The sequence below is a fragment of the Pseudomonas fluorescens genome (assembly GCF_902497875.1).
Lineage (GTDB): Bacteria > Pseudomonadota > Gammaproteobacteria > Pseudomonadales > Pseudomonadaceae > Aquipseudomonas > Aquipseudomonas fluorescens_BR.
The window spans coordinates 245,633-266,023 of the sequence record NZ_CABVHY010000004.1 but is presented as its reverse complement, the minus strand read 5'-3'; the positions used below and the strand labels follow the sequence as shown (position 1 = coordinate 266,023).

At 61.6% G+C, this 20,391-nt stretch carries 19 protein-coding genes; 10 read left to right on the top strand and 9 right to left on the bottom strand.

What is annotated here, in order from left to right; translation table 11 throughout:
- Positions 1-3 precede the first annotated feature (3 nt).
- Positions 4-879: a MurR/RpiR family transcriptional regulator gene (locus F8N85_RS05720; protein WP_150802684.1), complete on the bottom strand. Its 876-nt coding sequence runs from the start codon at positions 877-879 to the stop codon at positions 4-6.
- A gap of 144 nt (positions 880-1,023) precedes the next feature.
- Between F8N85_RS05720 and F8N85_RS05715 the strand changes: the two genes are divergently transcribed.
- The 5 genes from F8N85_RS05715 (at position 1,024) to nahK (ending at position 8,282) form a co-directional block, all read left to right on the top strand.
- Positions 1,024-2,055, top strand: a complete 1,032-nt coding sequence (locus F8N85_RS05715; RefSeq protein ID WP_150802683.1) for an Ldh family oxidoreductase — start codon at positions 1,024-1,026, stop codon at positions 2,053-2,055.
- 367 nt (positions 2,056-2,422) lie between these two features.
- The gene (locus tag F8N85_RS05710; protein WP_150802682.1) at positions 2,423-3,607 is read left to right on the top strand and encodes a porin; all 1,185 of its coding nucleotides are present in this window, start codon (positions 2,423-2,425) and stop codon (positions 3,605-3,607) included.
- Positions 3,608-3,973: 366 nt separating this feature from the next.
- Entirely contained in the window at positions 3,974-4,246 is a 273-nt protein-coding gene (locus F8N85_RS05705) for a hypothetical protein (protein WP_150802681.1), read from the top strand.
- A gap of 315 nt (positions 4,247-4,561) precedes the next feature.
- A complete protein-coding gene (gene nosP, locus F8N85_RS05700; protein WP_150802680.1) occupies positions 4,562-5,725 on the top strand; it encodes a nitric oxide-sensing protein NosP in 1,164 nt (387 codons plus the stop codon).
- Entirely contained in the window at positions 5,655-8,282 is a 2,628-nt protein-coding gene (gene nahK, locus F8N85_RS05695) for a hybrid sensor histidine kinase/response regulator NahK/ErcS' (protein ID WP_412072480.1), read from the top strand. Before nosP ends, nahK begins: the two co-directional genes overlap by 71 nt.
- Before the next feature lie 209 nt (positions 8,283-8,491).
- On the opposite strand, the gene F8N85_RS05690 is transcribed toward nahK, so the two are convergent.
- The 6 genes from F8N85_RS05690 to F8N85_RS05665 all read right to left on the bottom strand — a co-directional run bounded on the left by F8N85_RS05690 (position 8,492) and on the right by F8N85_RS05665 (position 13,723).
- The gene (locus tag F8N85_RS05690; protein WP_150802679.1) at positions 8,492-9,157 is read right to left on the bottom strand and encodes a response regulator transcription factor; all 666 of its coding nucleotides are present in this window, start codon (positions 9,155-9,157) and stop codon (positions 8,492-8,494) included.
- Between the two features lie 56 nt (positions 9,158-9,213).
- On the bottom strand, positions 9,214-9,771 hold the full coding sequence (locus F8N85_RS05685; RefSeq protein WP_150802678.1) for a PQQ-dependent catabolism-associated CXXCW motif protein: 558 nt from the start codon (positions 9,769-9,771) through the stop codon (positions 9,214-9,216).
- Positions 9,772-10,020: 249 nt separating this feature from the next.
- Positions 10,021-10,812, bottom strand: coding sequence for an ABC transporter permease (locus F8N85_RS05680; protein ID WP_150802677.1), 792 nt, complete (start codon positions 10,810-10,812; stop codon positions 10,021-10,023).
- Positions 10,809-11,543, bottom strand: coding sequence for an ABC transporter ATP-binding protein (locus F8N85_RS05675; RefSeq protein WP_150802676.1), 735 nt, complete (start codon positions 11,541-11,543; stop codon positions 10,809-10,811). The genes F8N85_RS05680 and F8N85_RS05675 overlap by 4 nt, the downstream gene beginning before the upstream one ends.
- The gene (locus F8N85_RS05670; protein WP_150802675.1) at positions 11,540-12,499 is read right to left on the bottom strand and encodes a YVTN family beta-propeller repeat protein; all 960 of its coding nucleotides are present in this window, start codon (positions 12,497-12,499) and stop codon (positions 11,540-11,542) included. Before F8N85_RS05670 ends, F8N85_RS05675 begins: the two co-directional genes overlap by 4 nt.
- 39 nt (positions 12,500-12,538) lie before the next feature.
- Complete coding sequence (locus tag F8N85_RS05665; RefSeq protein WP_150802674.1) at positions 12,539-13,723, bottom strand: ABC transporter substrate-binding protein; 1,185 nt, start codon at positions 13,721-13,723, stop codon at positions 12,539-12,541.
- 156 nt (positions 13,724-13,879) lie between these two features.
- On the opposite strand from F8N85_RS05665, the gene F8N85_RS35405 reads away from it, so the two are divergent.
- The 3 genes from F8N85_RS35405 to F8N85_RS05655 are packed head-to-tail and all read left to right on the top strand — an operon-like array spanning position 13,880 to position 15,908.
- On the top strand, positions 13,880-14,002 hold the full coding sequence (locus tag F8N85_RS35405; protein WP_263596367.1) for a hypothetical protein: 123 nt from the start codon (positions 13,880-13,882) through the stop codon (positions 14,000-14,002).
- A 2-nt stretch (positions 14,003-14,004) separates the two neighbouring features.
- Positions 14,005-15,267 carry a histidine kinase gene (locus tag F8N85_RS05660; RefSeq protein ID WP_150802673.1) on the top strand — a complete coding sequence of 421 codons (1,263 nt, stop codon included), beginning with the start codon at positions 14,005-14,007 and terminating at the stop codon, positions 15,265-15,267.
- Complete coding sequence (locus tag F8N85_RS05655) at positions 15,267-15,908, top strand: response regulator transcription factor (protein ID WP_150802672.1); 642 nt, start codon at positions 15,267-15,269, stop codon at positions 15,906-15,908. The genes F8N85_RS05660 and F8N85_RS05655 overlap by 1 nt, the downstream gene beginning before the upstream one ends.
- 188 nt (positions 15,909-16,096) lie before the next feature.
- Here the strand turns inward: F8N85_RS05655 and F8N85_RS05650 are convergent, their stop codons facing one another.
- Together F8N85_RS05650 and exaA are read right to left on the bottom strand one after the other, a co-directional pair.
- The gene (locus tag F8N85_RS05650; protein WP_150802671.1) at positions 16,097-16,747 is read right to left on the bottom strand and encodes a pentapeptide repeat-containing protein; all 651 of its coding nucleotides are present in this window, start codon (positions 16,745-16,747) and stop codon (positions 16,097-16,099) included.
- Between the two features lie 147 nt (positions 16,748-16,894).
- Positions 16,895-18,790 (bottom strand): quinoprotein ethanol dehydrogenase, encoded by a 1,896-nt coding sequence (exaA, locus tag F8N85_RS05645; protein ID WP_150802670.1) that lies wholly within the window; start codon positions 18,788-18,790, stop codon positions 16,895-16,897.
- A gap of 252 nt (positions 18,791-19,042) precedes the next feature.
- Here exaA and pedF point away from each other — a divergent pair, with 252 nt between their 5' ends.
- Together pedF and F8N85_RS05635 are read left to right on the top strand one after the other, a co-directional pair.
- Positions 19,043-19,504, top strand: a complete 462-nt coding sequence (pedF, locus tag F8N85_RS05640) for a cytochrome c-550 PedF (RefSeq protein ID WP_150802669.1) — start codon at positions 19,043-19,045, stop codon at positions 19,502-19,504.
- Positions 19,505-19,507: 3 nt separating this feature from the next.
- A complete protein-coding gene (locus F8N85_RS05635; RefSeq protein ID WP_150802668.1) occupies positions 19,508-20,383 on the top strand; it encodes a substrate-binding periplasmic protein in 876 nt (291 codons plus the stop codon).
- Positions 20,384-20,391 lie beyond the last annotated feature (8 nt).

Genomic DNA, 20,391 nt, shown 5'->3' with positions numbered 1-20,391 from the left:
CGATTATTGTTTTGGTCCTGGTGAGGATGTATATCCAACGAACTCGTTATGTAAGGCTGCGGTTGCTTCAAGACGTCTTTCGACTTCGGGGCCCAACTGCTTGCACACCTCGTTGACCAGCAGGTGCACCAGCGACAGCATGGCCGCCGTGGACTCCCAGAACAGGTTGAACTCGGTGGGCACGCGGAACACTTCATCGGCGTTCTGTTCGGCCCAGTCGCAGAAGGTGTCGGTGACCAGGGTCACCGGGATCCCGGCTTCGCGGGCCTTGCGACACAGATTCAGGGCGTGACGGGAATACCGCCGGGCTTCGAACACCACCAGCGCGCATTCCTCGGGTTTGCTCAGCAGCACGTCGGCGTAATGTCCGGCGGCGCCATCCACCAGCTGCACGCCATCGCGCAGGTACTGCAGCAGATGGACCATGGATGCAGCGATACCGCGTTCGGTCTGGAAACCGGCGACAAACACCTTGCGCCGGGTGGCCAGGCGCTGGCTGACGGTTTGCCAGGTCGGGGTCAGGCTGTATTCGTAGACTTTCATCAGCGCGCCGACTTCCAGCTCGAAACTGTGCGGCAAGCCCTGGGGGCTCTGGCTGGACTGCTGGCGGAACTCCTGCAAGCGTTCACCGACCAGCCATGGACCTTCGCCCAGGTCGGTTTTCAGGTCGTTTTTCAAATCCTTGAAATGGCTGTAGCCGATGGAGCGGCAGAAGCGCCCGACCGTGGACTCGCTGACGCCCAGCTTGGCGGCGATATCCGCCGAGGTCTGGAAGGGCAACTCGTAAAGGTTGGCCAGCATGTAATTGGCGATCGCCCGGCCCGAGGCGGCGGCGGTCGACAAGCTGCTTTCAAGACGTTGTTTGATGGGCTGGCTCAAGGCTGTTTCCTGTTGTTATTCAGCGCTTGAGCAGAAGGTGAATGTTTTCTGTCATTAAGTCAATATTTGACAGATAACTAGCATGACTAGATAGTCAGGCTGCTGCAGCCCACCCCCAATAACAATGTCCCCCGGAGCTTCGCAATGTCCCAATCCACCCCTGTATCGGCCGAGGTAGAGCATCTTGGCCTGGCCGAGTTAAGCCACTTGTTGCAACAGATCTTCGAGCGCCACGGCACCTCCAGCGAGGTCGCGCGGATTCTCGCCGACAACTGCGCGAGGGCGCAGCGCGACGGTTCCCATAGTCATGGGGTGTTTCGCATTCCCGGCTACTTGTCGTCGCTGGCCAGTGGTTGGGTCGATGGCCAGGCGCAGCCGATTGTCGAGGATCTGGCCTCGGGTTTTGTGCGGGTAGACGCCGCCAACGGTTTCGCTCAACCGGCACTGGCTGCCGCCCGCGAACTGCTGATCGAAAAGGCCCGCAGCGCCGGGATCGCGGTATTGGCGATTCGCAACTCGCACCATTTCGCCGCGCTATGGCCAGACGTCGAACCCTTTGCCAGGCAGGGGCTGGTGGCCTTGAGTGTGGTCAACAGCATGACCTGCGTGGTGCCCCATGGCGCGCAACGGCCGTTGTTCGGCACCAACCCGATTGCCTTTGCCGCGCCCCGTGCCGACGGCGAGCCGATTGTCTTCGACCTCGCCACCAGCGCCATTGCCCATGGCGATGTGCAGATCGCTGCGCGCAAAGGCGAACAATTGCCACCGGGCATGGGCGTCGACAGCCAGGGCCAGCCGACCCGGGACCCGCAAGCAATCCTCGCCGGCGGCGCGCTGTTGCCCTTTGGCGGGCACAAGGGCTCGGCGTTGTCGATGATGGTTGAACTGCTGGCCGCCGCGCTGACCGGAGGCAATTTCTCCTTTGAGTTCGACTGGTCGAAACACCCCGGTGCGCAAACGCCCTGGACCGGCCAACTGATGATCCTGATCGACCCGAGCAAGGCCGGCGGCAACAGCTTCGCCAGTCGCAGCGAAGAACTGGTGCGGCAGATGCACGCCGTCGGGCTGGAACGCATGCCGGGTGACCGGCGTTATCAAGCGCGGGAAAAATCCCGCAGCGCAGGCATTCCCCTGGCTGCAGCTGAACTGAAAAAGTTGCGTGAACTGGCGCAGTGACTCAGGAACAACCCGCTTCGTAGCAGCTGGCGCAGCCTGCGTTCGGGCGCGAAGCGGTCGTAAAACCAGCAACCTCATTCTTTCAGCACGGACGCGGTTTGCCCTATTACGACCGCTTCGCGCCCGAACGCAGCCTTCGGCAGCTGCTACGGGGGGTGTATGGGCGCACGGGTCGATCATCCCATCGACCCGGGCTCATAAGCCTTAAGTTTCGCGCCTCGTAGCAGTCCGGTACCGGATCGAATTTGCCGGGCCGCCCGCGCCAATCCAAAGCACCTGCCAATTGCCGCCAAGGCAGCATATAAGGCGCGGCCCTGTCTTTCGATAATCGCCTCCGACATCAAGTCCCCCGGTTGCGGAGCGCGCCATGCACAACAATAAGAATTTTCAGCACTGTTTCTTGCCTGCACTGATTGCCAGCCTGTCGGCCCTGGGCATGAGTTCGATGGCCAAGGCTGAAATCATGCTGTACGACAAGGACCAAACTACTTTCTCCACCGATGGCTACATCAACGCCTTCTACGTCAACAGCGACGTCGACCGCGAGGGCGAGCAGTTCGACCGCCGGCAGTCACGGGTGAAGATGGGCTTCTTGCCCAACTACCTGGGGTTCAACATGGGCAAGCAAGTCGAGGATTTGAAACTCGGCGCGCGGGCGTCGTTTTGGGTGACTATCAACGACAGTCAAACCAACGGCACTGACACCGCCATTGATGTGCGGCAGTTCTACGGCACCGTGGGCAATCCGGGCTGGGGCGAAGTGCTGATCGGTAAAGATTTCGGGCTGTTCGCCCGTTCCAACATCCTGCTCGACGAGATGCTCGCCGGTTACGGCCAGGTCAGCGATACCCTGGGGCTGGTGGATGGCGGCGGGGTGTCGTTCGGCAACATCGGCACCGGCTACCCGTACCCGTTCCCGACCTCGCAGATCACCTACCGCACGCCGGTCATGGACGGCCTGCGCATCGCGGTGGGGATCATGGACCCGGTGGACACCAACGACGACAGCGCGCTGGGCAAGGCCTACCAGGAAAACCCGCGGACCGAGAGCGAGATCACCTACCAGTTCGACGTCGGTGGCGCAAAGATCTACAGCTGGCTCAACGGCAGCTACCAGACTTCGGAAAACACCGACTCCGCGGTGCAGTCGGTCACCTCCAAAGGCGTCGGCTACGGCGTGCAGGCGAAGATGGGCGGCTTGTCGCTGACCGGTTCGGGCTTCCAGGCCAAGGGTATCAATCCGTTCTTCACCAACAACGCCGGCGAAGCAACCCTGCGTGAAGTCGACAGCGACGGCTACCTGGTGCAGGGCTCCTACAAACTCGGCAAAAACCGCCTGGCGTTGTCCTATGGCAAAACCAAAGACGACGGCAACGGCGTGGTCGGCAGCGGCGCGGATTATGAAACCCGCGGGATTGCGCTATTCCATGACGTCAATGACAACCTCAAGCTGGTGGCCGAGTACAACCAGTTCGAAATCGACGGCCACGACACCGTCGCCCAGAATGAAGACACCGACACCTTCGCCGTCGGCGCAGTACTGACCTGGTAACCCCGCCGGATCCGCCCGCGCTGCGCGCATCGCGGTGTGGGGTGGATCCCCTGGCCACAGGTCCTACACCAACCTCGGAAATCCCGTCACATCAACACCTTGCACCGCTCCAATGATGAAGCTTATAGTCCGCCGGTCGCCCATATGGCGATCGGGTTTGGCGACCCAGAGGATGATATGCAAAAGCTTCTGCTTGCTTGCAGGCGTTTTTGCACCCGCAAGGCTGCTTTATGGCGGCTGTGCGCGGGAGACCTTCGGGTCTGCCGGTATCCATCCCCGGTTCGCCAACCTGCGTACAGCTGCCACCCTTATCGTTTGGCGACGACTGAGCGGTAGCTCTCTTCAGTTTTGGATGGAGTTTTACCCATGAATCGATACATGCCCATCACCGGAGTCGACAACGACTTCCACGCCCTGTTGATCGACACCCAAGCACCCCTCGACGTACTGCACGAAACCGCCGACTACCGCATCCGCGCCGTCACCCAACTCTTGGAAAACCTGGCCCTGCGCGAAGAGATCCACTCCGACGCCGTGATCCTGCACGACTTCGCCCAGGTCCTCGCCATCCCGCTGCGTGACGGCTGTGATTTGCTGGATGTAATTGGTCGACGGTTGCGCGCGCAGATGGCGCCATAAACAAAACGGGCGACCTCAGAGGCGCCCGTTTTTTGCAGGACTGATTAAGAAATTCGAGCGATGAAGATCCTGTGGGAGCGGGCTTGCCCGCGAAGCGAACACCGTGGTTTTTCAGGCACTGCGCGTTATCGTTCTTCGCGGGCAAGCCACGCTCCCACAGGTTTTGCGCCTTAACTCCAATCCCCCTCACCACCATCAACCGCCACCCCACACTTCATCCCATCGAACCGCCTACCCGCTACCCAAGTAGCATAGGGTTGACGCCCCGGGCTTCGTACACTCATGCCTCAGACTACGCACCGGCGGGAGGCGAATATGCAACAGGGCCAGACCGATGGCGTCGTCAGTGCAATGTCCCAGGCCACCGATGCCCAGGAGGCCGCCCAGGACCTGGCGCGGCAACTGTTGCATCCGCACCTGGGCTTCGTGCTGTTCTTTTGTTCTGCCGAGTACGACTTGAAGGCGTTAGGTCCGGCCTTGCAGCAAAGCTTTGGCGGGATTCGCCTGGTGGGCTGCACCAGTGCCGGTGAAATCACTCCCAATGGCTATGGCCGGGGGTGCATCACAGCGGTGGGTTTCGATCACCGGCATTTTTCCATCGCCATCGAGCTGATCGATCAGATGGAACACTTCAGCCTGATCGACGCCCAGCAAATGGTCGAGCGCCTGGTGGGCGGCTGTCGTAGCAATACCCTGGCACCGATCAAGGGCAACAGTTTCGCCCTGACCCTGCTCGACGGGTTGTCGAGTCGCGAGGAAATGGTTCTTGCGGCGCTGAGCGCGGCCCTCGGCGATATTCCGCATTTCGGCGGCTCGGCCGGCGATGACAACAAGTTGACCCACACCCATGTGTATTTCGGCGGCGAGTTCCACAGCGGCGCGGCAGTGGTGGTGCTGGTCAACACCTGGCTGGATTTCGAGGTGTTCACCACCCACCACATCCTGCCGCGTGAAGAAAAACTGGTGGTCACCCAGGCCGACAGTCCCTCACGCCGGGTTTACGAGCTCAATGCCGAACCTGCCGCCGAAGAGTACGCCCGGCATATCGGCGTGCCGGTGGCCGAGCTCGATCATCGAGTGTTCGCCGCCCATCCGCTGGCAGTGCGCATCAACGAACAGTACTACGTCAGGGCCATCCAGCAGGTTCACCCGGACCTGAGCCTGAGTTTCTATTGCGCGGTGGAGAACGGCATCGTGCTGACAGCCATGACCCCGGGGCAGCTGTTGCCGAATCTGCAGACGCTGTTCGAAGGGCTTGAAGCGCGGCTCGGCCCACTGCTGCTGACCATTGGTTGTGACTGTTTTCTCAGGCGTCTGGAGCTCGAAGACGATGGCAGCCTGGAGCAAATTGGCGCCTTCCTGCGCGAGCAGCGGGTGATGGGCTTCAACACCTACGGAGAACAGTTCAATGGCATGCATATCAACCAGACTTTCACCGGCGTTGCCATTGCCCGAAACCGGCCCCCCGTCGCCCGCTGAGCTGCAGGAACAGATCGCCAGCCTGCAGCATGAAAACCGCAAGCTGCACCGCATCAATGCCGCGCTGATCGAACGGATCGAGTCCGGGGGCACCCGTGGCAACGATCCGTATTCGGCGTTCCAGCATTCGGTTGTACTGGCCGAACAGGTTCGCGAGCGCACCGATGCACTGAATCAGGCCATGGCCGAACTCAAGGCCGGCAATCATCTGCTCAGCGAGGCCAGGTTGCGGGCGGAAACCGCGCACCGTCACCTGATCGATGCCATCGAAAGCATTTCCGATGCCTTTGTGCTGTTCGACGAAGACCAGCGCATCGTGCTGTTCAACAGCCGTTTCAAGGCCCTCTGGGCCGACAGCCGGGTGCGGATCATTGCCGGCATGCGTCTGGCCGAGGTCAAGCGGCTGATGACCGGCACTGGCCTGTTCAGTGAAGAACCGCGCGGCCATGCCGATGAACATCTGCTCTACCGGCTGCAGAATGGCCGCTGGTTGCAGATCAGTGAACGGCCGACCCAGGAAGGTGGACGGGTGATCCTCTTCACCGACATCACCGAAATCAAACTCAGCGAAACCGCGCGTCGCGAACAGGCGGTGGCGCAGAAGTCGCACCTGTTGCAGCGGGCGGTCGACAACCTGTCCCAGGGCGTGGCAATGGTCAACGCCGACGGCGTCCTGGAACTGTGGAACCGTCGATTCCTCGAATTGAGCGGACTGGCCCCGGTGGCGGCCCATCGGCAGTTCGCCGAGGTGATCGGCGACAGCGAACTGAACCTGTTGACCCCGTCCAGTCGCGACACCAACGGGCGGGTGGTCCACGAGTGCGAGCAGCGGCTCTATGACGGGCGAGTCCTGGAAATTCGCACCCATCCCTTGCCGACCGGTGGTTTCGTCAACACCTTCACCGACATCACCGAGCGTTACCAGCATGTCGAAGCCCTCAGCGAGAGCGAACGCTGGATTCGCCTGATCACCGACCACGTGCCGGCACTGATCGCCTACCTCAACGCCGACCTGGTCTACGAGTTCACCAACAAGGTCTATGAGGAGTGGTACTGCTGGCCGCGCGGGGTGATGCTTGGCCAGAGCCTGCGCGAGGTCCACAGCGAAGAGCATTACCAGCGCCTGGAAACCTACGTGGCACGGGCCTTGGCCGGGGAGAGCGTGACCTTCGAGTGTCCCGAAACCAACATCAACAATCAGGAGCGCTACATGCTGCGCTCCTATGTGCCCAATCGCCTGGCCACCGGCGAGGTGGTGGGGATCTTTGTGCTGATCCGCGACGTCACCGAGCGCCGGCGCACCGCCGAGGCCTTGCATCAGGCCTATCAGAACCTGGAGTTGCGGGTCCGCGAGCGGACCGCCGAGCTGACCAGTCTCAACGATCAGCTGCTGCGCGAGATCGACGAACGCAGCCGGGTCGAATCGCGTCTGCGTGAGGCCAAGCTGGAAGCCGAGCAGGCCAACCTGTCGAAAACCAAATTTCTGGCCGCCGTCAGTCACGACCTGCTGCAGCCGCTCAACGCGGCGCGGCTGTTCACCAGTGCACTGCTCGAACGCCGCGAACCGGTGGCCAACGCGATTCTGGTGCGCAACGTCAGCAACTCCCTGGAAGACGTGGAGAGCCTGCTGGGTACTCTGGTGGATATCTCCAAGCTTGACGCCGGGGTGATCAAGGCCGATATCGCCGCGTTCGCCCTCAGCGAATTGCTGGAAAACCTGGCGACCGAATATGCCCAGGCAGCCCGCAGCGAAGGCCTGCAGTTGCACTTCGTGGGCTGTTCGGCATTGGTGCGCAGTGACATCCAGTTGCTTGCCCGCATCTTGCGCAACCTGTTGAGCAACGCCATTCGCTACACCACCAGCGGCCGCGTGGTGCTCGGCTGTCGGCGGCATCGTCAGCGCTTGTCGATCGAGGTCTGGGACAGCGGCATGGGTATCGCCGAAAACAAGCTGGAAGAAATTTTCCAGGAGTTCAAACGCGGTGACGTGCAACGGCCGAATCAGGATCGGGGTCTGGGATTGGGTCTGGCGATCGTCGAAAAAATCGCCGGCATCCTCGGGCACCGGATTACCGTGCGTTCCTGGCCGGGCAAGGGTTCGGTGTTTGCCGTTGAGGTGCCACTGACCAACAGCGCGCCGAAGGCGGTGGCGCAATTGCCCATGAGCGAGCCGATGCTGGAGCGCTTGCACGGGGCGCGGGTCTGGGTGCTGGACAATGACGCCGCGATTTGCGCCGGGATGCGCACGCTGCTGGAAAGCTGGGGTTGCCAGGTGGTGACGGCGCTGTCGGAGGAAGACCTGGCGCGCCAGGTGGACAACTACCATGCCGAGGCTGACCTGTTGATCGCCGACTACCACCTGGACCATGGTAAGAATGGCGTCGATGCCGTGGCCCTGATCAACGCCCGGCGCGCCTCACCCTTGCCGGCGCTGATGATCACCGCCAACTACAGCAACGAGCTGAAACTGCAAATGCGCGAGCTGGGCCATACCCTGATGCACAAACCGGTGCGGCCGATGAAGCTGAAGATGGCGATGAGTCATTTGTTGGGGTAGCCCCCCAGGAAGATCAAAAGATCGCAGCCTGCGGCAGCTCCTACGGGGGATTTGTGTTCATCCGGCAACCCATGGATGTACACGGTCGGCGTAGGAGCTGGCGAAGCCTGCGATCTTTTGATCTTGCTACCCGGCAATCTCCAGAACCACCAAAAGATCGCAGGTTGCGATCTTTGTGATTTTACGCCAACCCTTGGGGTTGTATCACCTCACCGCCGCAAATACGCCGCAAAATCAATATCCCCGGCACTGAGGATCGCCTGCACCCGATTGTGCACGTTGAGTTTGCGCAGGATCGCCGAGACGTGGGCCTTGACCGTGGTCTCGGCGATTTCCAGGGTGTAGGCGATCTGTTTGTTCGACTCGCCCTTGGTCATCCGTTCCAATACCAGCAGCTGCTTGCGGGTCAAGGCCTGGAGCAGTTCGGGGGCAAAGTTCGGCATGTCGTTCATGCTGCGCCGGGTACCGGGCTTCTGGGTGCGGATGATGTCCGAGGGCAGGTAGACGTTGCCGTTGAGGATCTGCTGGATGGCGTCGGTCATCTGTGCACGCGGCGATGACTTGGTGATGAAACCCACCGCGCCATAGGTGATGGCTTGCAGCACCACCTGCTTGTCCTGCTCGGCGGAGACGATCACCACCGGAATGGTCGGCGCCTCGTTGCGCAGGTTGATCAAGCCGTTGAGGCCGTGCATGCCGGGCATGTTCAGGTCGAGCAGGATCAGGTCCAGATCGTCATGCTCCTGGGTCAGCGCCAGGGCGCTGTCCAAGTCCGCGGTTTCCATGACTTCACTGCCGGGAAAGCCATCGCTGATGACGTTATGGATGGCTTCGCGAAACAGTGGGTGATCATCGGCAATCAGAATTTTGTACATGGCCTTTCACCTCGTTATTTTAATTATGGTAGGGCGCGAATACGCTGCAGAGTGAATCAGGGGAACGGTTCGGGTCGGGCCGCTTCCACTGGCAGGTTCGCCGCCTCCCAGGCATCCAGGCCATCGCGGTACCAATACACATCTTTATAACCCATTTCAGTGGCGCGTTTTACCGCGTTCCAGCTCAGCCAGCAATCGGCGCGACAGTAGAATACGATGGGTTGATCCTTGCGCCCGGCTGCGGCTTTTTGCAAGTTGCGGGCGAAATAGTCCTGCCATGGCGGGCTCAGTTCCCCGTCACCGGTGTTGGCCAGCCAGAGGCTGCCGGGCAGGTTGGCGTGGGGCTGGTCTTCGATGAAACGCCCCTGCAACCATTGACGACGATACACATCGATCAGTACCGGCCTCGGGGTGTGTGCCAGCAAGGTTTGCAGGTGTGTGGTGTCGATGATCCGGCCGCCGTCGAGATGATCCGGGGTCGGGCTGCGATAGAGACTGGTGCGGTAACCCGCCGGGGAAAACAGCGCGGTTTGTGCCTGTGCGACGCCCAGCAACAGGCTCAGCGACAAGACTGCAAGGGCGGGGTGGAGCCAATTACGCGGGGCACGCAGCATCGGAGGTGGTCCTTTTTCTTATAGACCCATTACATGCCAGTGTTGATGCTTTGTGAATGCGACGATAGACAGGAAAACCAGTACTAAAGTCGTAATTATGAGGGCCGGAGGACGACTCTGACCCTGTGGGAGCGAGCTTGCTCGCGAAAGCTATTGCAGCCGCAACATATCCGTCGCCTGAGATGCAGTCTTCGCGAGCAAGCTCGCTCCCACAGGATAGGGGGACATCCAGATCATCTGTGTACCCGATCACCCAGCCCTTCGCAGCGCCGCATGTTGCGGATTGAAGGTCAGCACCGCCAGCAGCGAGAACAACAGCGTCAAGCCCAGGCACACGGCCAGGGCCAGCAGGTTAAGGCGTTCATACAGGGCAAATCGCACCAGTTCCACGGCATGGGTGAAGGGACTGAGGGCGCAGAGCCAATACAGCCATTCGTTGGATTCGCGCATTTTCCACAGTGGATACAGTGCCGAAGACAGGAAAAACAGCGGGAAGATCACGAAATTCATCACCCCGGCAAAGTTTTCCAGTTGGCGGATGGCATTCGACAGCAACAACCCCAGGGCACTGAGCATCAGCGCCACCAGCAGCAGGGCCGGCAAGGCCGCCAATAGGCCAAAGACCGGCGGCTGCACGCCGTAGACCCAGGCGATGGCGAGAAAGGCATAGACCTGCAGCAACGAGATCAAGGCGGTCGCCAGCAGTTTGCTGCCCAACAGAAAGGCCCGGGGCAGGGGACTGGTCAGCAACACCCGCATGCTGCCCATTTCCCGGTCATAAACCATCGCCAGCGAACCCTGCATGCCATTGAACAGCAGGATCATGCAGGCCAGCCCGGGGATGATGTAGACCTCGTAGGGAATGTAGGTGTCGTAAGGCTCGATGATCGCGATGCCCAGCGCCGCCCGGAAGCCCGCGGCGAACACCAGCAGCCACAACAGTGGCCGCACCAGCGCGCTTAGAAAGCGTGTGCGCTGGAGGATAAACCGCAGCCATTCGCGCAGAACGATACCGCTGAAACACTGCCAATAAGCGTTCATCGAGCCGCTACTCCTGGAGTGGTCAGGCGCTGGAACGCCGAACTCAGGTCAGTGCCGTGTTCGAGGCTCAGGGCATCCGCCTGACCACTGGCCACCAGCCGTCCCTGATGCAGAATCAGCAGGTCATCGCTGGGCTGCACCTCGTCCAGCAGATGGGTGGTCCAGAGCACGCTGATGCCCTGATCCCGGCACAGGCTGCGGATGTGCTGGTTAAGCGCCAGACGGCTGGCCGGGTCGAGGCCGACGCTGGCTTCATCGAGCAGCAATAGCCGCGGCTCGTGCAGCAAGGCGCGGGCAATTTCCACCCGCCGGCGGTGGCCGCCATTGAGTTCGCGGACCCGCTCACGGCGGCGTTCGGTCAATGCCTGGCGCGCCAGTTCGGCTTCGACCCGGGCATTCGCCAGGCGCCTGGGCATGCCGTGCAAGGCTGCGTGGTAGCGCAGGTTCTGCTCGACGCTCAGGTCCAGGTCCAGGGTGCTCTGTTGAAACACCACGCCCAATTGGCGCAAGGCCAGACGCGGGGCGCTGCGCAGCGAATGAGCGCCGACCCGGATATCGCCGTGTTGCAGGTCGTACAGGCGAGTCAGCAGGGCGATCAGGGTTGATTTGCCGGCACCGTTTGGCCCCAGCAGCGCGGCGAATCGCCCGGGCTCAAGGCTGAATGTCACTTGGCGCAGCGCTTCACGGGCGCCGTAGGCAAAGCTCAGGTCGCAGACGTCGAGGGCGTTCATGGGGTGACCACCACGCCCCATGGATAACGCCCGACCTTGACCGACTTGATGACCTTGAGACTGTTCACATCGATCACCGACACATCGCCGCTGACGCCATTGGTGGCCAGCAACTGACTCTGATCCGGGGTGAATGCCAACTGCCAGACCCGGCGACCGACCAGCAAGTAGTCGAGAACCTCGAAGGTCTTGGCATCGATCACCGCGATATGGTTAGCCGGGCCGAGGGCGACGAAGGCGTATTTGCCATCGGCGCTGAGTTTGACCCCGACCGGTTGGACCTTGTCCGGGTGCACGCCCTTGATCTGGAATTTCAGGGTTTTGAGGACCTGCCGGCTGGCGACGTCGAGAATCGTCACCGTGCCGCCGATCTCGGCCGAGGCCCAAAGCTGTTTGCCGTCCTGATTGAACTCGACGAAACGCGGTCGCTGATCGACCAGGGTGCTATCGGCCCGGGTCTGGGTGCTGGTGTCGATCCAGTGCAGCATGTTGGTGGTTTCGCTGGTGTTCACCGCCCACTTGCCGTCGGGGCTGACCGCCATGCCTTCCGGTTCGACACCGACGCCGATCTGCGCCAGCACCTTGGAGGATTCGGTATCGATCACCGTGACCAGCGCATCATCCTCGTTGGACACGTACAGCCAGCGGTTATTGGGGTGCAGGGCGAACTGCTCGGGGTCTTTGCCGGAAGGCAGTTCCTTGATGATTTTGCGGGTGGCGACGTCCATCACCTGGACCCGGTCCGAGTCGCTGGCGCAGATGTACAGCAGCTTATTGTCATGGGACAGCAGCAAGCCGCGTGGGCGCTGGCCGACCTTCAGGGTCTCGGTGACTTGCAGCGTTTGCAGGTCGATCAGGCTCAGGCTGTTGTCCTTTTCATTGGAGACCCAGGCGGTGCTCGCCAGCACAGGCGCGGTGGCAAGCAGTAAGGCGGATGCAAGCAGGGTGCGGCGCATGGCAAGTTCCTTTTATTGTCGTTTTGGGAATCAGGGGAATCAGGGGAAGCGGCAACTCACCTCGGGCTTGTCGTAGCCGAGGCTGTCCATTTCGTTGAAGGGGTGCAGGAAACCTTCTTGCGGCGAGGTGCTGACCAGCGCCCGCGGTTGCACGATCGGAATCGGCTGGCGCAGTTGGCCATTCCACGAGCGATAACTGAGCTTGCGACCCTTGAAGCCATCCAGTGGCAGTTGATCGCCCAGCGCCAGTTGGCGAATCGCCTGGGCATCGCTCTGGCGCAATTTGCTCACCGCGCTGGCAATGCTGCGCACGGCGATCCAGGCGGCGAAATCACGGTCATTCATCCAGCGTCCGGCCATGGCTTCGAAGCGCTTCTGCAACTGCGCCGCACCATAGGTTTCCACGGTCTTGTGCCAGCCGGTCGGGGTCAGGCCCTGGGTGCCGGCCACCGGGCGCGGGTACCAGGTCTGGTACGGCACGTATTCGCCAAAGTCACCGCGCTCATCGGCCACCAGCACCACGTCGTATTCGGCGGTCTGGGTGAACAGCGGCATGTCGGCCTGGGCGCTGCGGCGCTGGTCATTGTCGAAAGACCAGGGTTTCTCGGCGACGATCTGCACGCCGAAACGTTTCGCCGCCCGCCGCAGGGCGGCGGCATAGGCCTGGTCGTCCGGGGTCGGGCCGACGATCAGCAAAACGCGCTGCCATTTGCGCACCACCAGAAACTGCGCCAGGGCATCGGCGAGCATCGCCCGGCTCGGCAGGCTGTGCAGCACATTCGGCAGGCAATCAGTGCTGCGCAGGCGGTCATCGGCACTGCCAGCATTGAACAGCAGGCTATCGGGCAGGGCGGCGCTGAGCTGGCGCAGGCTCTCAGCCGGAGCGTTCACTACGAACAGCCGCAGGCCTTGGGCATGCTGGGTTTTAGCTGCATCGAGCAAGGCTTCGGGGCTGTCGACGCTGGCGCTGACCAGACTGTAGCTCTGATTGAGAAAACGCCCGGTGCTGTTGCTGTCGCTGATCGCCAGTTCCGCTCCGCGCAGCCCGGCATCGACCGGCTCGGGAATCACGTTCGACAGCAGTGGACCGGGATCGGGTCGATAACCCAGGTAACCGATGGGGATCTGCAAGCCGCCGTCGGCCGCCTGGCTGTGGGTTGCCAGCAACGCGGCGCTGGCAATCGCCAACAGGTAGAACAAAGCGTAACTGACAAGCTGGCGCATAAGGCACTCCACTACAGGTTGCGTCAGCATAGGAAGTCATGGGGTGCAGGGAAATATGCAGAAAGTACCAGTCGGCCAGTACCAAGGTAGTAGCTCATAGCACCGGGCAGGGTCTTAGGATGGCGGTAACGGCCATCACCCTGGAGATCACCGGCCATGCGCATTCTCAAAGCCTTGCTGCTGCCCTTGCTGCTGATTCTGAGCCTGATCGGCCTGGACAAGCTGCACACGCCGGTGACCTTGCCAGGTCTGGTCACGCCCGCGGCGCCGGGGCGCTAGGCATGTCGGCGCTCTGGCGGATCAACCTGTGGGTCACGGTATTTTTTGCCGTGGTCACCTTCGGTTGCCTGACGCTGCTGGTGCGGCAGGCGACGACCGATGTCGAACGCGAACTGCAGGCCGCCGAAGCGGTGGTCGAGTACCTCAGCGAAACTGCCGAACGTAATCCCGGCAGCCTGCAACCGCGATTGACTGCCAGCCTTCGGCATGTGCGGGTCAGTTGGCTGGAGCCAGGCCAAACCAGCACCCGCCAGGCCGGGGACCAAGGACTGGATGCCTGGCTGGGGCGACAACTGATTGCGCCAGATCGCCATCCGCCTCGGGTGGTGGAGCTGGCCGATGGCCGACGAGTGCTGATTGTCGTCGACCCCAAGGACGAAATCGATGAAGTCTGGGATTCCTTGCAGCAACTGCTGTGCCTCAGCGCCCTGGCATTGGCCATCAGCCTGTTGAGTATCCGCTGGGCGCTACGCCGTGGCCTGAGGCTGCTCGATGATTTATTGCAGGCCTTGCAACAGGTGTCCGACGGCCAACTCCAGGTGCGCCTGCACCACAGCAGTTCGCCCGAAGCGCGGCAACTGAGCGGTCATTTCAATCGCATGACTGCCACCCTGGAACAGGTGCGGGCAGATAATGCTCAACTGACCTGCACCTTGATCGCCGTTCAGGAGCAAGAGCGCACTCAGCTTGCGCAAACCCTGCACGATGATCTGGGCCAATACCTGGCCGGGATTCGTGCCCAGGTCTGCCTGCTACGGGTGGTCGCCGACAAGCCTGAAGCGGTGTCGCAGACCGTGCAGGCCCTGGAACTCAATTGCCAGCACTTGCAGCACGGTTTCCGCGCCCTGGTCCGCGATCTGTACCCGGTGGTGCTTGAGCATTTACCGCTGCCTGAGGCGCTGCAACTGCTGGTGCAACAGTGGCGGAGCAGTCAAGGCATCGACTGCCGGTTATGGATCAGCGATCAGCTGCCGGCGTTGTCCACGCCGGACAAAACCCACCTCTACCGATTCCTCCAGGAAGCCCTGACCAACGTTGCCCGCCACGCCGATGCCAGCCAGGTGCGGGTGCGCCTGCAATACCGGGGCTCGCGTTTGCGCCTGTTGATTCGCGATAACGGTTGTGGTGCCCGGCAGCCGCAACGCCCTGGGGTCGGCCTGTACTCGATGCAGGAACGGGCCCGCAGCCTCGGTGGCGAGCTGCGTATTTTCAGTCAGCCCGGCGCCGGTTGGGCGCTGGCCTTGAGTATTCCCTCGGAGGTCTGATGAACATTTTACTGGTGGACGATCATGCGGTGGTTCGACAGGGCTACGCCAGCCTGTTGCGGGCGGTATTGCCAGCGATGCAGGTGCGCGAGGCGGCGAATGGCGAAGAGGCGCTGGTGCGGGTCCAGGAACAGATTCCCAATCTGGTGATCATGGATTTCGGCTTGCCGGGCATCAGCGGCCTGGAAACCACCCGGCGCCTGCGTCAGCGCTTGCCGCAGCTGCGGGTGCTGTTCTTCAGCATGCACGATGAACTGCCGTTGGTGCGCCAGGCCCTGGACGCCGGCGCCTCGGGGTATCTGACGAAAAACTCCGACCCCGAAGTGTTGATCGAAGCCGTGAGGCGCATCCTCGCCGGCCACGCCTACATCGAACAACCCCTGGCCACCCAGCTGGCGTGCAACCCGCAGCAACGGGATGCCAGCGACCCGCGCTTGCAAAGCATGACCCAGCGCGAGCTGGAAATCTTCGTCATGCTCGCCAAAGGCACCCCGACCCGGCAGATCGCCGAACAGCTGTGCATCAGCGCCAAGACCGTGTCCAACCACCTGACGTTGCTCAAAAGCAAACTGCAGGTCACCTCCCATACCGAACTGGTGCATCTGGGGATTGATATGGGGGTGGTGCGGGTGGCGGTTTGATCAGAGCCTGGTGATACCCCTGTGGCGAGGGAGCTTGCTCCCGCTGGGTCGCGAAGCGGCCCTAAAACCTGCAATCGCGGTTTTTCAGGTAGAACACATCCACAGGTTTTACGACTGCTGCGCAGCCGAGCGGGAGCAAGCTCCCTTGCCACGGGGTTTGTGTTCGCAAGCCTGGTTCTTCTGCTGGCTCATTTATCCCAAGTCGTCGGACACCCCTTGCACCCCTCCATATTACTGTCCTCGAAATTCGCATAATGCTGGCGCGAACCGCTGAGGTCGGCCTGTTCCAGGTTACTTTGTCCGAACTTGGCTTCTTGCAGGTTGGCGTCGCTGAGGTTGGCGCCTTTGAGGTCGGCCTTGCTCAGCCAGGTCATTTCCAGGTCGGCGGCTTGCAGGTTGGCGTTGTGCAGCCTGGCACCGGAGAGACGGGCGAATTGCAGGTAGGCGCCACTCAGGTTCGCGTCCTGGAACTGCGCGCCCTGGGCGAACAGGCCCCAGCCCTGGATCGCCACCAGCTTCGCGCCACTGAAGTCGGCCAGGCGCAGATTGCTTTGCTGCAGGCTGGCGCGGGTCAGGTTGGCGTTCTGCAGTTGGGATTTTTCGAGATTGGCAAGATCCAGCCGCGCGTGACGCAGGTTGGCGTCGCGCAGATCGGCGCCGCTGAGGTTCATCTTGCGCAGGTCCTGGTTGCTCAGGTCGGCACCGCGCAGGTTGGCGCCGGGGCATTGGCTGGATTCGGCGATGAGGCAGCCGTTGATGGTCAGCGGGGTGATGTCACCGTCATTGGTGGCGAAGGCGGGGGGCAGGGTGAGCAGGAGAAGCAGAGGCAGGTAGTTCATGGCTGGGTTCTCGGGTGTGGATGGGAGAGCATTCCCGTGTAGGAGCGAGCTTGCTCGCGATGGATTCAAGGGCAACGCGTTTATTCAGAAAACACGCGTTATCGTTAACGTCCATCGCGAGCAAGCTCGCTCCCACAAGGGCAAGCCTTACTTCTGCGCGGTCTGGTTATCCCAACTCGGGATCTTGAACACCCAGAATGAACCGCCTTGCGCCACTGGCTTGGTCAGTTCGGCCATGTCGCCGCCCCACAGGGGTACTGCGCCGCCGTAACCCACGGTCACGCCGATGTACTGCTCGCCATCCTGTTCCCAGGTGACCGGCGGCGAGACGATGCCGCTGCCGGTCTGGAACTTCCACAGTTCCTTGCCGGTTTTCGCGTCGAAGGCCTTGAAGAAACCGTCGCCGGTACCGGTGAATACCAGGTTGCCCTTGGTCGCCAGTACGCCGGCCCACAACGGCAATGCTTCGTTGTGCTCCCAGACCACCTTGCCTGTGGTCGGGTCCATGGCGCGCAACGAGCCGACGTGATCGTCGTACATGCGCTTGATCCGGAAGCCCATGCCCAGATAGGCCGAACCCTTCTTGTAGTTGACCTCTTCGGTCCAGTATTCCTCTTTCCAATGGTTGGCCGGGACGTAGAACAGGCCGGTGTCCTGGCTGTACGCCATCGGACTCCAGTTCTTGCCACCGAGGAACGGCGGCGAGACTTCCACCGATTTACCCTTGGCTTCACCCGGTAACGGCTTGGCCGGACGCTGGCCAGGGTTTTCCACGGGCTTGCCGGTCTTCAGGTCGATGTGGCTGGCCCAGGTGATGTTGTCGACGAAGGGGAAGGCGTTCTGCAATTTGCCGTTGTTGCGATCCACCACATAGAAGAAGCCGTTGCGGTCGGCGTGGCCGGTGGCTTTGACCACCTTGCCGTCCTTGTCCTTGTAGTCGAACAGCACCAGTTCGTTGTTGCCGGAGAAGTCCCAGGCGTCGTTCGGGGTGTGCTGATAGAACCACTTCACCTCGCCAGTGCTCGGGTCGACGCCGACCTGGCCGGAGGTGTAGAGGCTGTCATAGTCGTGGGGGTTGCCGTCTTTCGAGGTCCGCGCCCAGGTATTCCACGGGCCGGGGTTGCCCGCGCCGACAATGATGGTGTTGGTCTCGGGATCGAAACTGGCGCTCTGCCACGGCGCGCCGCCACCGTGGCTCCAGGCCTCGACCTTGCCGGTGGCGGTGGTCTTGTCATCCGGCCAGGACGGTGCCTTGACGTCGCCGGTGGTGGTGCTGTCCTTGCCGTTCAGGCGGCCCATATGGCCTTCGACAAACGGGCGCATCCAGACTTCTTCGCCGGTGTCCGGATCGCGGGCGTACAGCTGGCCGACCACGCCGAACTCGTCACCGGAGCTGCCATGGATCAGCAGTACCTTACCGGTGACCTTGTCCTTGATCAGGGTCGGCGCGCCGGTCATGGTGTAGCCGGCGGCGTGATCACCGAATTTCTTGTTCCAGACTACCTTGCCGGTGTTTTTGTCGAGGGCGATCAGGCGCGCATCGAGGGTGCCGAAATAAATCTTGTCGCCGAAAATCGCCGCGCCGCGGTTGACCACGTCGCAGCACGGACGGATGTTGTCCGGCAGGCGGTGGTTGTAGGTCCACAGGCGTTTGCCGGTCTTGGCGTCGAGGGCGAACACCCGCGAATAGGAGCCGGTGACGTAGACCACGCCGTCGTTGATGATGGCCTGGGATTCCTGGCCGCGCTGCTTTTCATCGCCGAAGGAATACGACCAGGCCGGGGTCAGCTTGAACACGTTCTTGTCGTTGACCTGGGCCAGCGGGCTCCAGCGCTGGGCGTTGTTGCCCATGCCGTATTGCAGCACGTCCTTGGTGGTCAGGTGGTCGTTGGCGATGTCTTCCCAGGTCACGTTTTTAGTGGGAGTCGTCGCGGCTGGCGTGGCGGCGTTTACTCCGGCCGTCAATGACAGGCAGCTCACCAGCAAGAAGGCTTGCACGGCAAGGGCCAGCGGGGAGAGGGCGGGTAACGATCTTATTGTCATGGTTGCAGTTCCCAGTGGAGGTTTTGGCCTGCCTACGATGGAACCCAACGCCGCGCGGTGATACGGAAAAAGTCCCGCCCTTGCCGGGATTAGTTCCCGGTTGGCACCTGAATTAGACCACCGCCACAAGCCCTACTACCAAGGGAGTAGAGGGCGGACACCAAAGCAGCATTCGGCTTACAGTTCACTGTTCTTAAGATGAGGGCAGAGCCTCTGCAGAGAGGTTTAGCGTGCAATCCTGAGGGCATAACAATGACAACAAAACGCAACGCCATACTCGTCGCCGGTCTGCTGGCTGGCCTTATCACTACCGGTTCAGCACTGGCCCACGGCAACGTGGTGCCACAAGCGGTGGAAACCAAGGGCTTGACCTCGATCAAGGATGCCGGAGTACCGGTCGATGGTGATGGCTGGGCTGCGGTAAACCCCTATCGCACTACCCCGGAAAAAGACAAGGCGGTCGAAATCGGTTCCTCGGCCTTTAACCAGAACTGTGCGGCCTGCCACGGTCTGGAAGCCAAGTCCGGCGGAATCGCCCCGGATCTGCGCATGCTCGATGCCGGTGAGCTCGGAGATGAGTGGTTTGTCGAGCGGGTGCGCCATGGCGCGGTGCGCGACGGTCGCGTCTACATGCCGAAAATGGCCGACTACTTGAGCCAGGAAGCCTTGTGGGCGGTGCGCACCTACCTGGACAGCGTGCACATCGAGGAGTAACCCATGGGCCGGTTCGCTGTGCTGTTAACTGCGCTGTTGCTGTGCTGTCAGACGCTGCAGGCGCAGGTCCGTACCTATGATGAAATGATCGCCGCCGGCGAGTTGAAGGTCGCGGTCTACAAGGATTTCGCCCCCTACAGCTTTGAAGACGGCGGCCAGCCGCGGGGCGTCGATGTGGACCTGGCGAAGGCCTTGGCCAAGGCCCTCGGCGTGCGCCTGGAACTGATCTGGGCGCCTGCCGGCGAGAAGCTCGACGACGATCTGCGCGATTACATCTGGCGCGGCAATCAGCTGCGTAACCAGCAATTGGCCGACTTGATGATGCGCGCGCCTTATGACCGCGACTACGCACAAAAGCGCAATGAACTGGGTGAGCTGGAAAACGGCCACGTGGTGATGTTCGGCCCGTACCAGAACGAGTCCTGGCAAGTCGCCTATGACCGCCGCCGACTCGACAAGGTGGGCAGCGTCGCGGTGTTCGAGCACCACCCGATCGGTGTCGAGGTGGACAGCGTGCCGTCGTTCTACCTGACCTCGGTGTTCAACGGCATGCTCAGTGCCAAGACCCACCATTACCCCACCGTAGCCAAAGCCTTTGCCGCAATGAAAGCCGGCGAGGTGGATGCGGTGATGGCCATGCGCGGCGAGATCGACTGGCAGGTGCACGAAGCCTCGGACGCGCAACTGGCGCTGGCGGAAAACGCCTACCCGAACATGGGCAAGCAACTCTGGGAGATCGGCATGGCGGTGCATGAAAGCAACCGTCAGCTGGCCTATGCCGTGGAACAGGCACTCGAAGGCTTGATCCTCGACGGCACGCTCAAGGCGATCTATGCCGAGTACGGCCTGCGTTATGAAGTACCGGAGATGTATCAATAGGAGCGGTT

Bases quoted from the DNA above. Each gene is read 5' to 3' on its own strand.
- F8N85_RS05715 (WP_150802683.1), top strand. From the start codon at position 1,024: ATGTCCCAATCCACCCCTGTATCGGCCGAGGTAGAGCATCTTGGCCTG.
- F8N85_RS05710 (WP_150802682.1), top strand. From the start codon at position 2,423: ATGCACAACAATAAGAATTTTCAGCACTGTTTCTTGCCTGCACTGATT.
- F8N85_RS05705 (WP_150802681.1), top strand. From the start codon at position 3,974: ATGAATCGATACATGCCCATCACCGGAGTCGACAACGACTTCCACGCC.
- nosP (WP_150802680.1), top strand. From the start codon at position 4,562: ATGCAACAGGGCCAGACCGATGGCGTCGTCAGTGCAATGTCCCAGGCC.
- nahK (WP_412072480.1), top strand. From the start codon at position 5,655: ATGGCATGCATATCAACCAGACTTTCACCGGCGTTGCCATTGCCCGAA.
- F8N85_RS05690 (WP_150802679.1), bottom strand. From the start codon at position 9,157: ATGTACAAAATTCTGATTGCCGATGATCACCCACTGTTTCGCGAAGCC.
- F8N85_RS05685 (WP_150802678.1), bottom strand. From the start codon at position 9,771: ATGCTGCGTGCCCCGCGTAATTGGCTCCACCCCGCCCTTGCAGTCTTG.
- F8N85_RS05680 (WP_150802677.1), bottom strand. From the start codon at position 10,812: ATGAACGCTTATTGGCAGTGTTTCAGCGGTATCGTTCTGCGCGAATGG.
- F8N85_RS05675 (WP_150802676.1), bottom strand. From the start codon at position 11,543: ATGAACGCCCTCGACGTCTGCGACCTGAGCTTTGCCTACGGCGCCCGT.
- F8N85_RS05670 (WP_150802675.1), bottom strand. From the start codon at position 12,499: ATGCGCCGCACCCTGCTTGCATCCGCCTTACTGCTTGCCACCGCGCCT.
- F8N85_RS05665 (WP_150802674.1), bottom strand. From the start codon at position 13,723: ATGCGCCAGCTTGTCAGTTACGCTTTGTTCTACCTGTTGGCGATTGCC.
- F8N85_RS35405 (WP_263596367.1), top strand. From the start codon at position 13,880: ATGCGCATTCTCAAAGCCTTGCTGCTGCCCTTGCTGCTGATTCTGAGC.
- F8N85_RS05660 (WP_150802673.1), top strand. From the start codon at position 14,005: ATGTCGGCGCTCTGGCGGATCAACCTGTGGGTCACGGTATTTTTTGCC.
- F8N85_RS05655 (WP_150802672.1), top strand. From the start codon at position 15,267: ATGAACATTTTACTGGTGGACGATCATGCGGTGGTTCGACAGGGCTAC.
- F8N85_RS05650 (WP_150802671.1), bottom strand. From the start codon at position 16,747: ATGAACTACCTGCCTCTGCTTCTCCTGCTCACCCTGCCCCCCGCCTTC.
- exaA (WP_150802670.1), bottom strand. From the start codon at position 18,790: ATGACAATAAGATCGTTACCCGCCCTCTCCCCGCTGGCCCTTGCCGTG.
- pedF (WP_150802669.1), top strand. From the start codon at position 19,043: ATGACAACAAAACGCAACGCCATACTCGTCGCCGGTCTGCTGGCTGGC.
- F8N85_RS05635 (WP_150802668.1), top strand. From the start codon at position 19,508: ATGGGCCGGTTCGCTGTGCTGTTAACTGCGCTGTTGCTGTGCTGTCAG.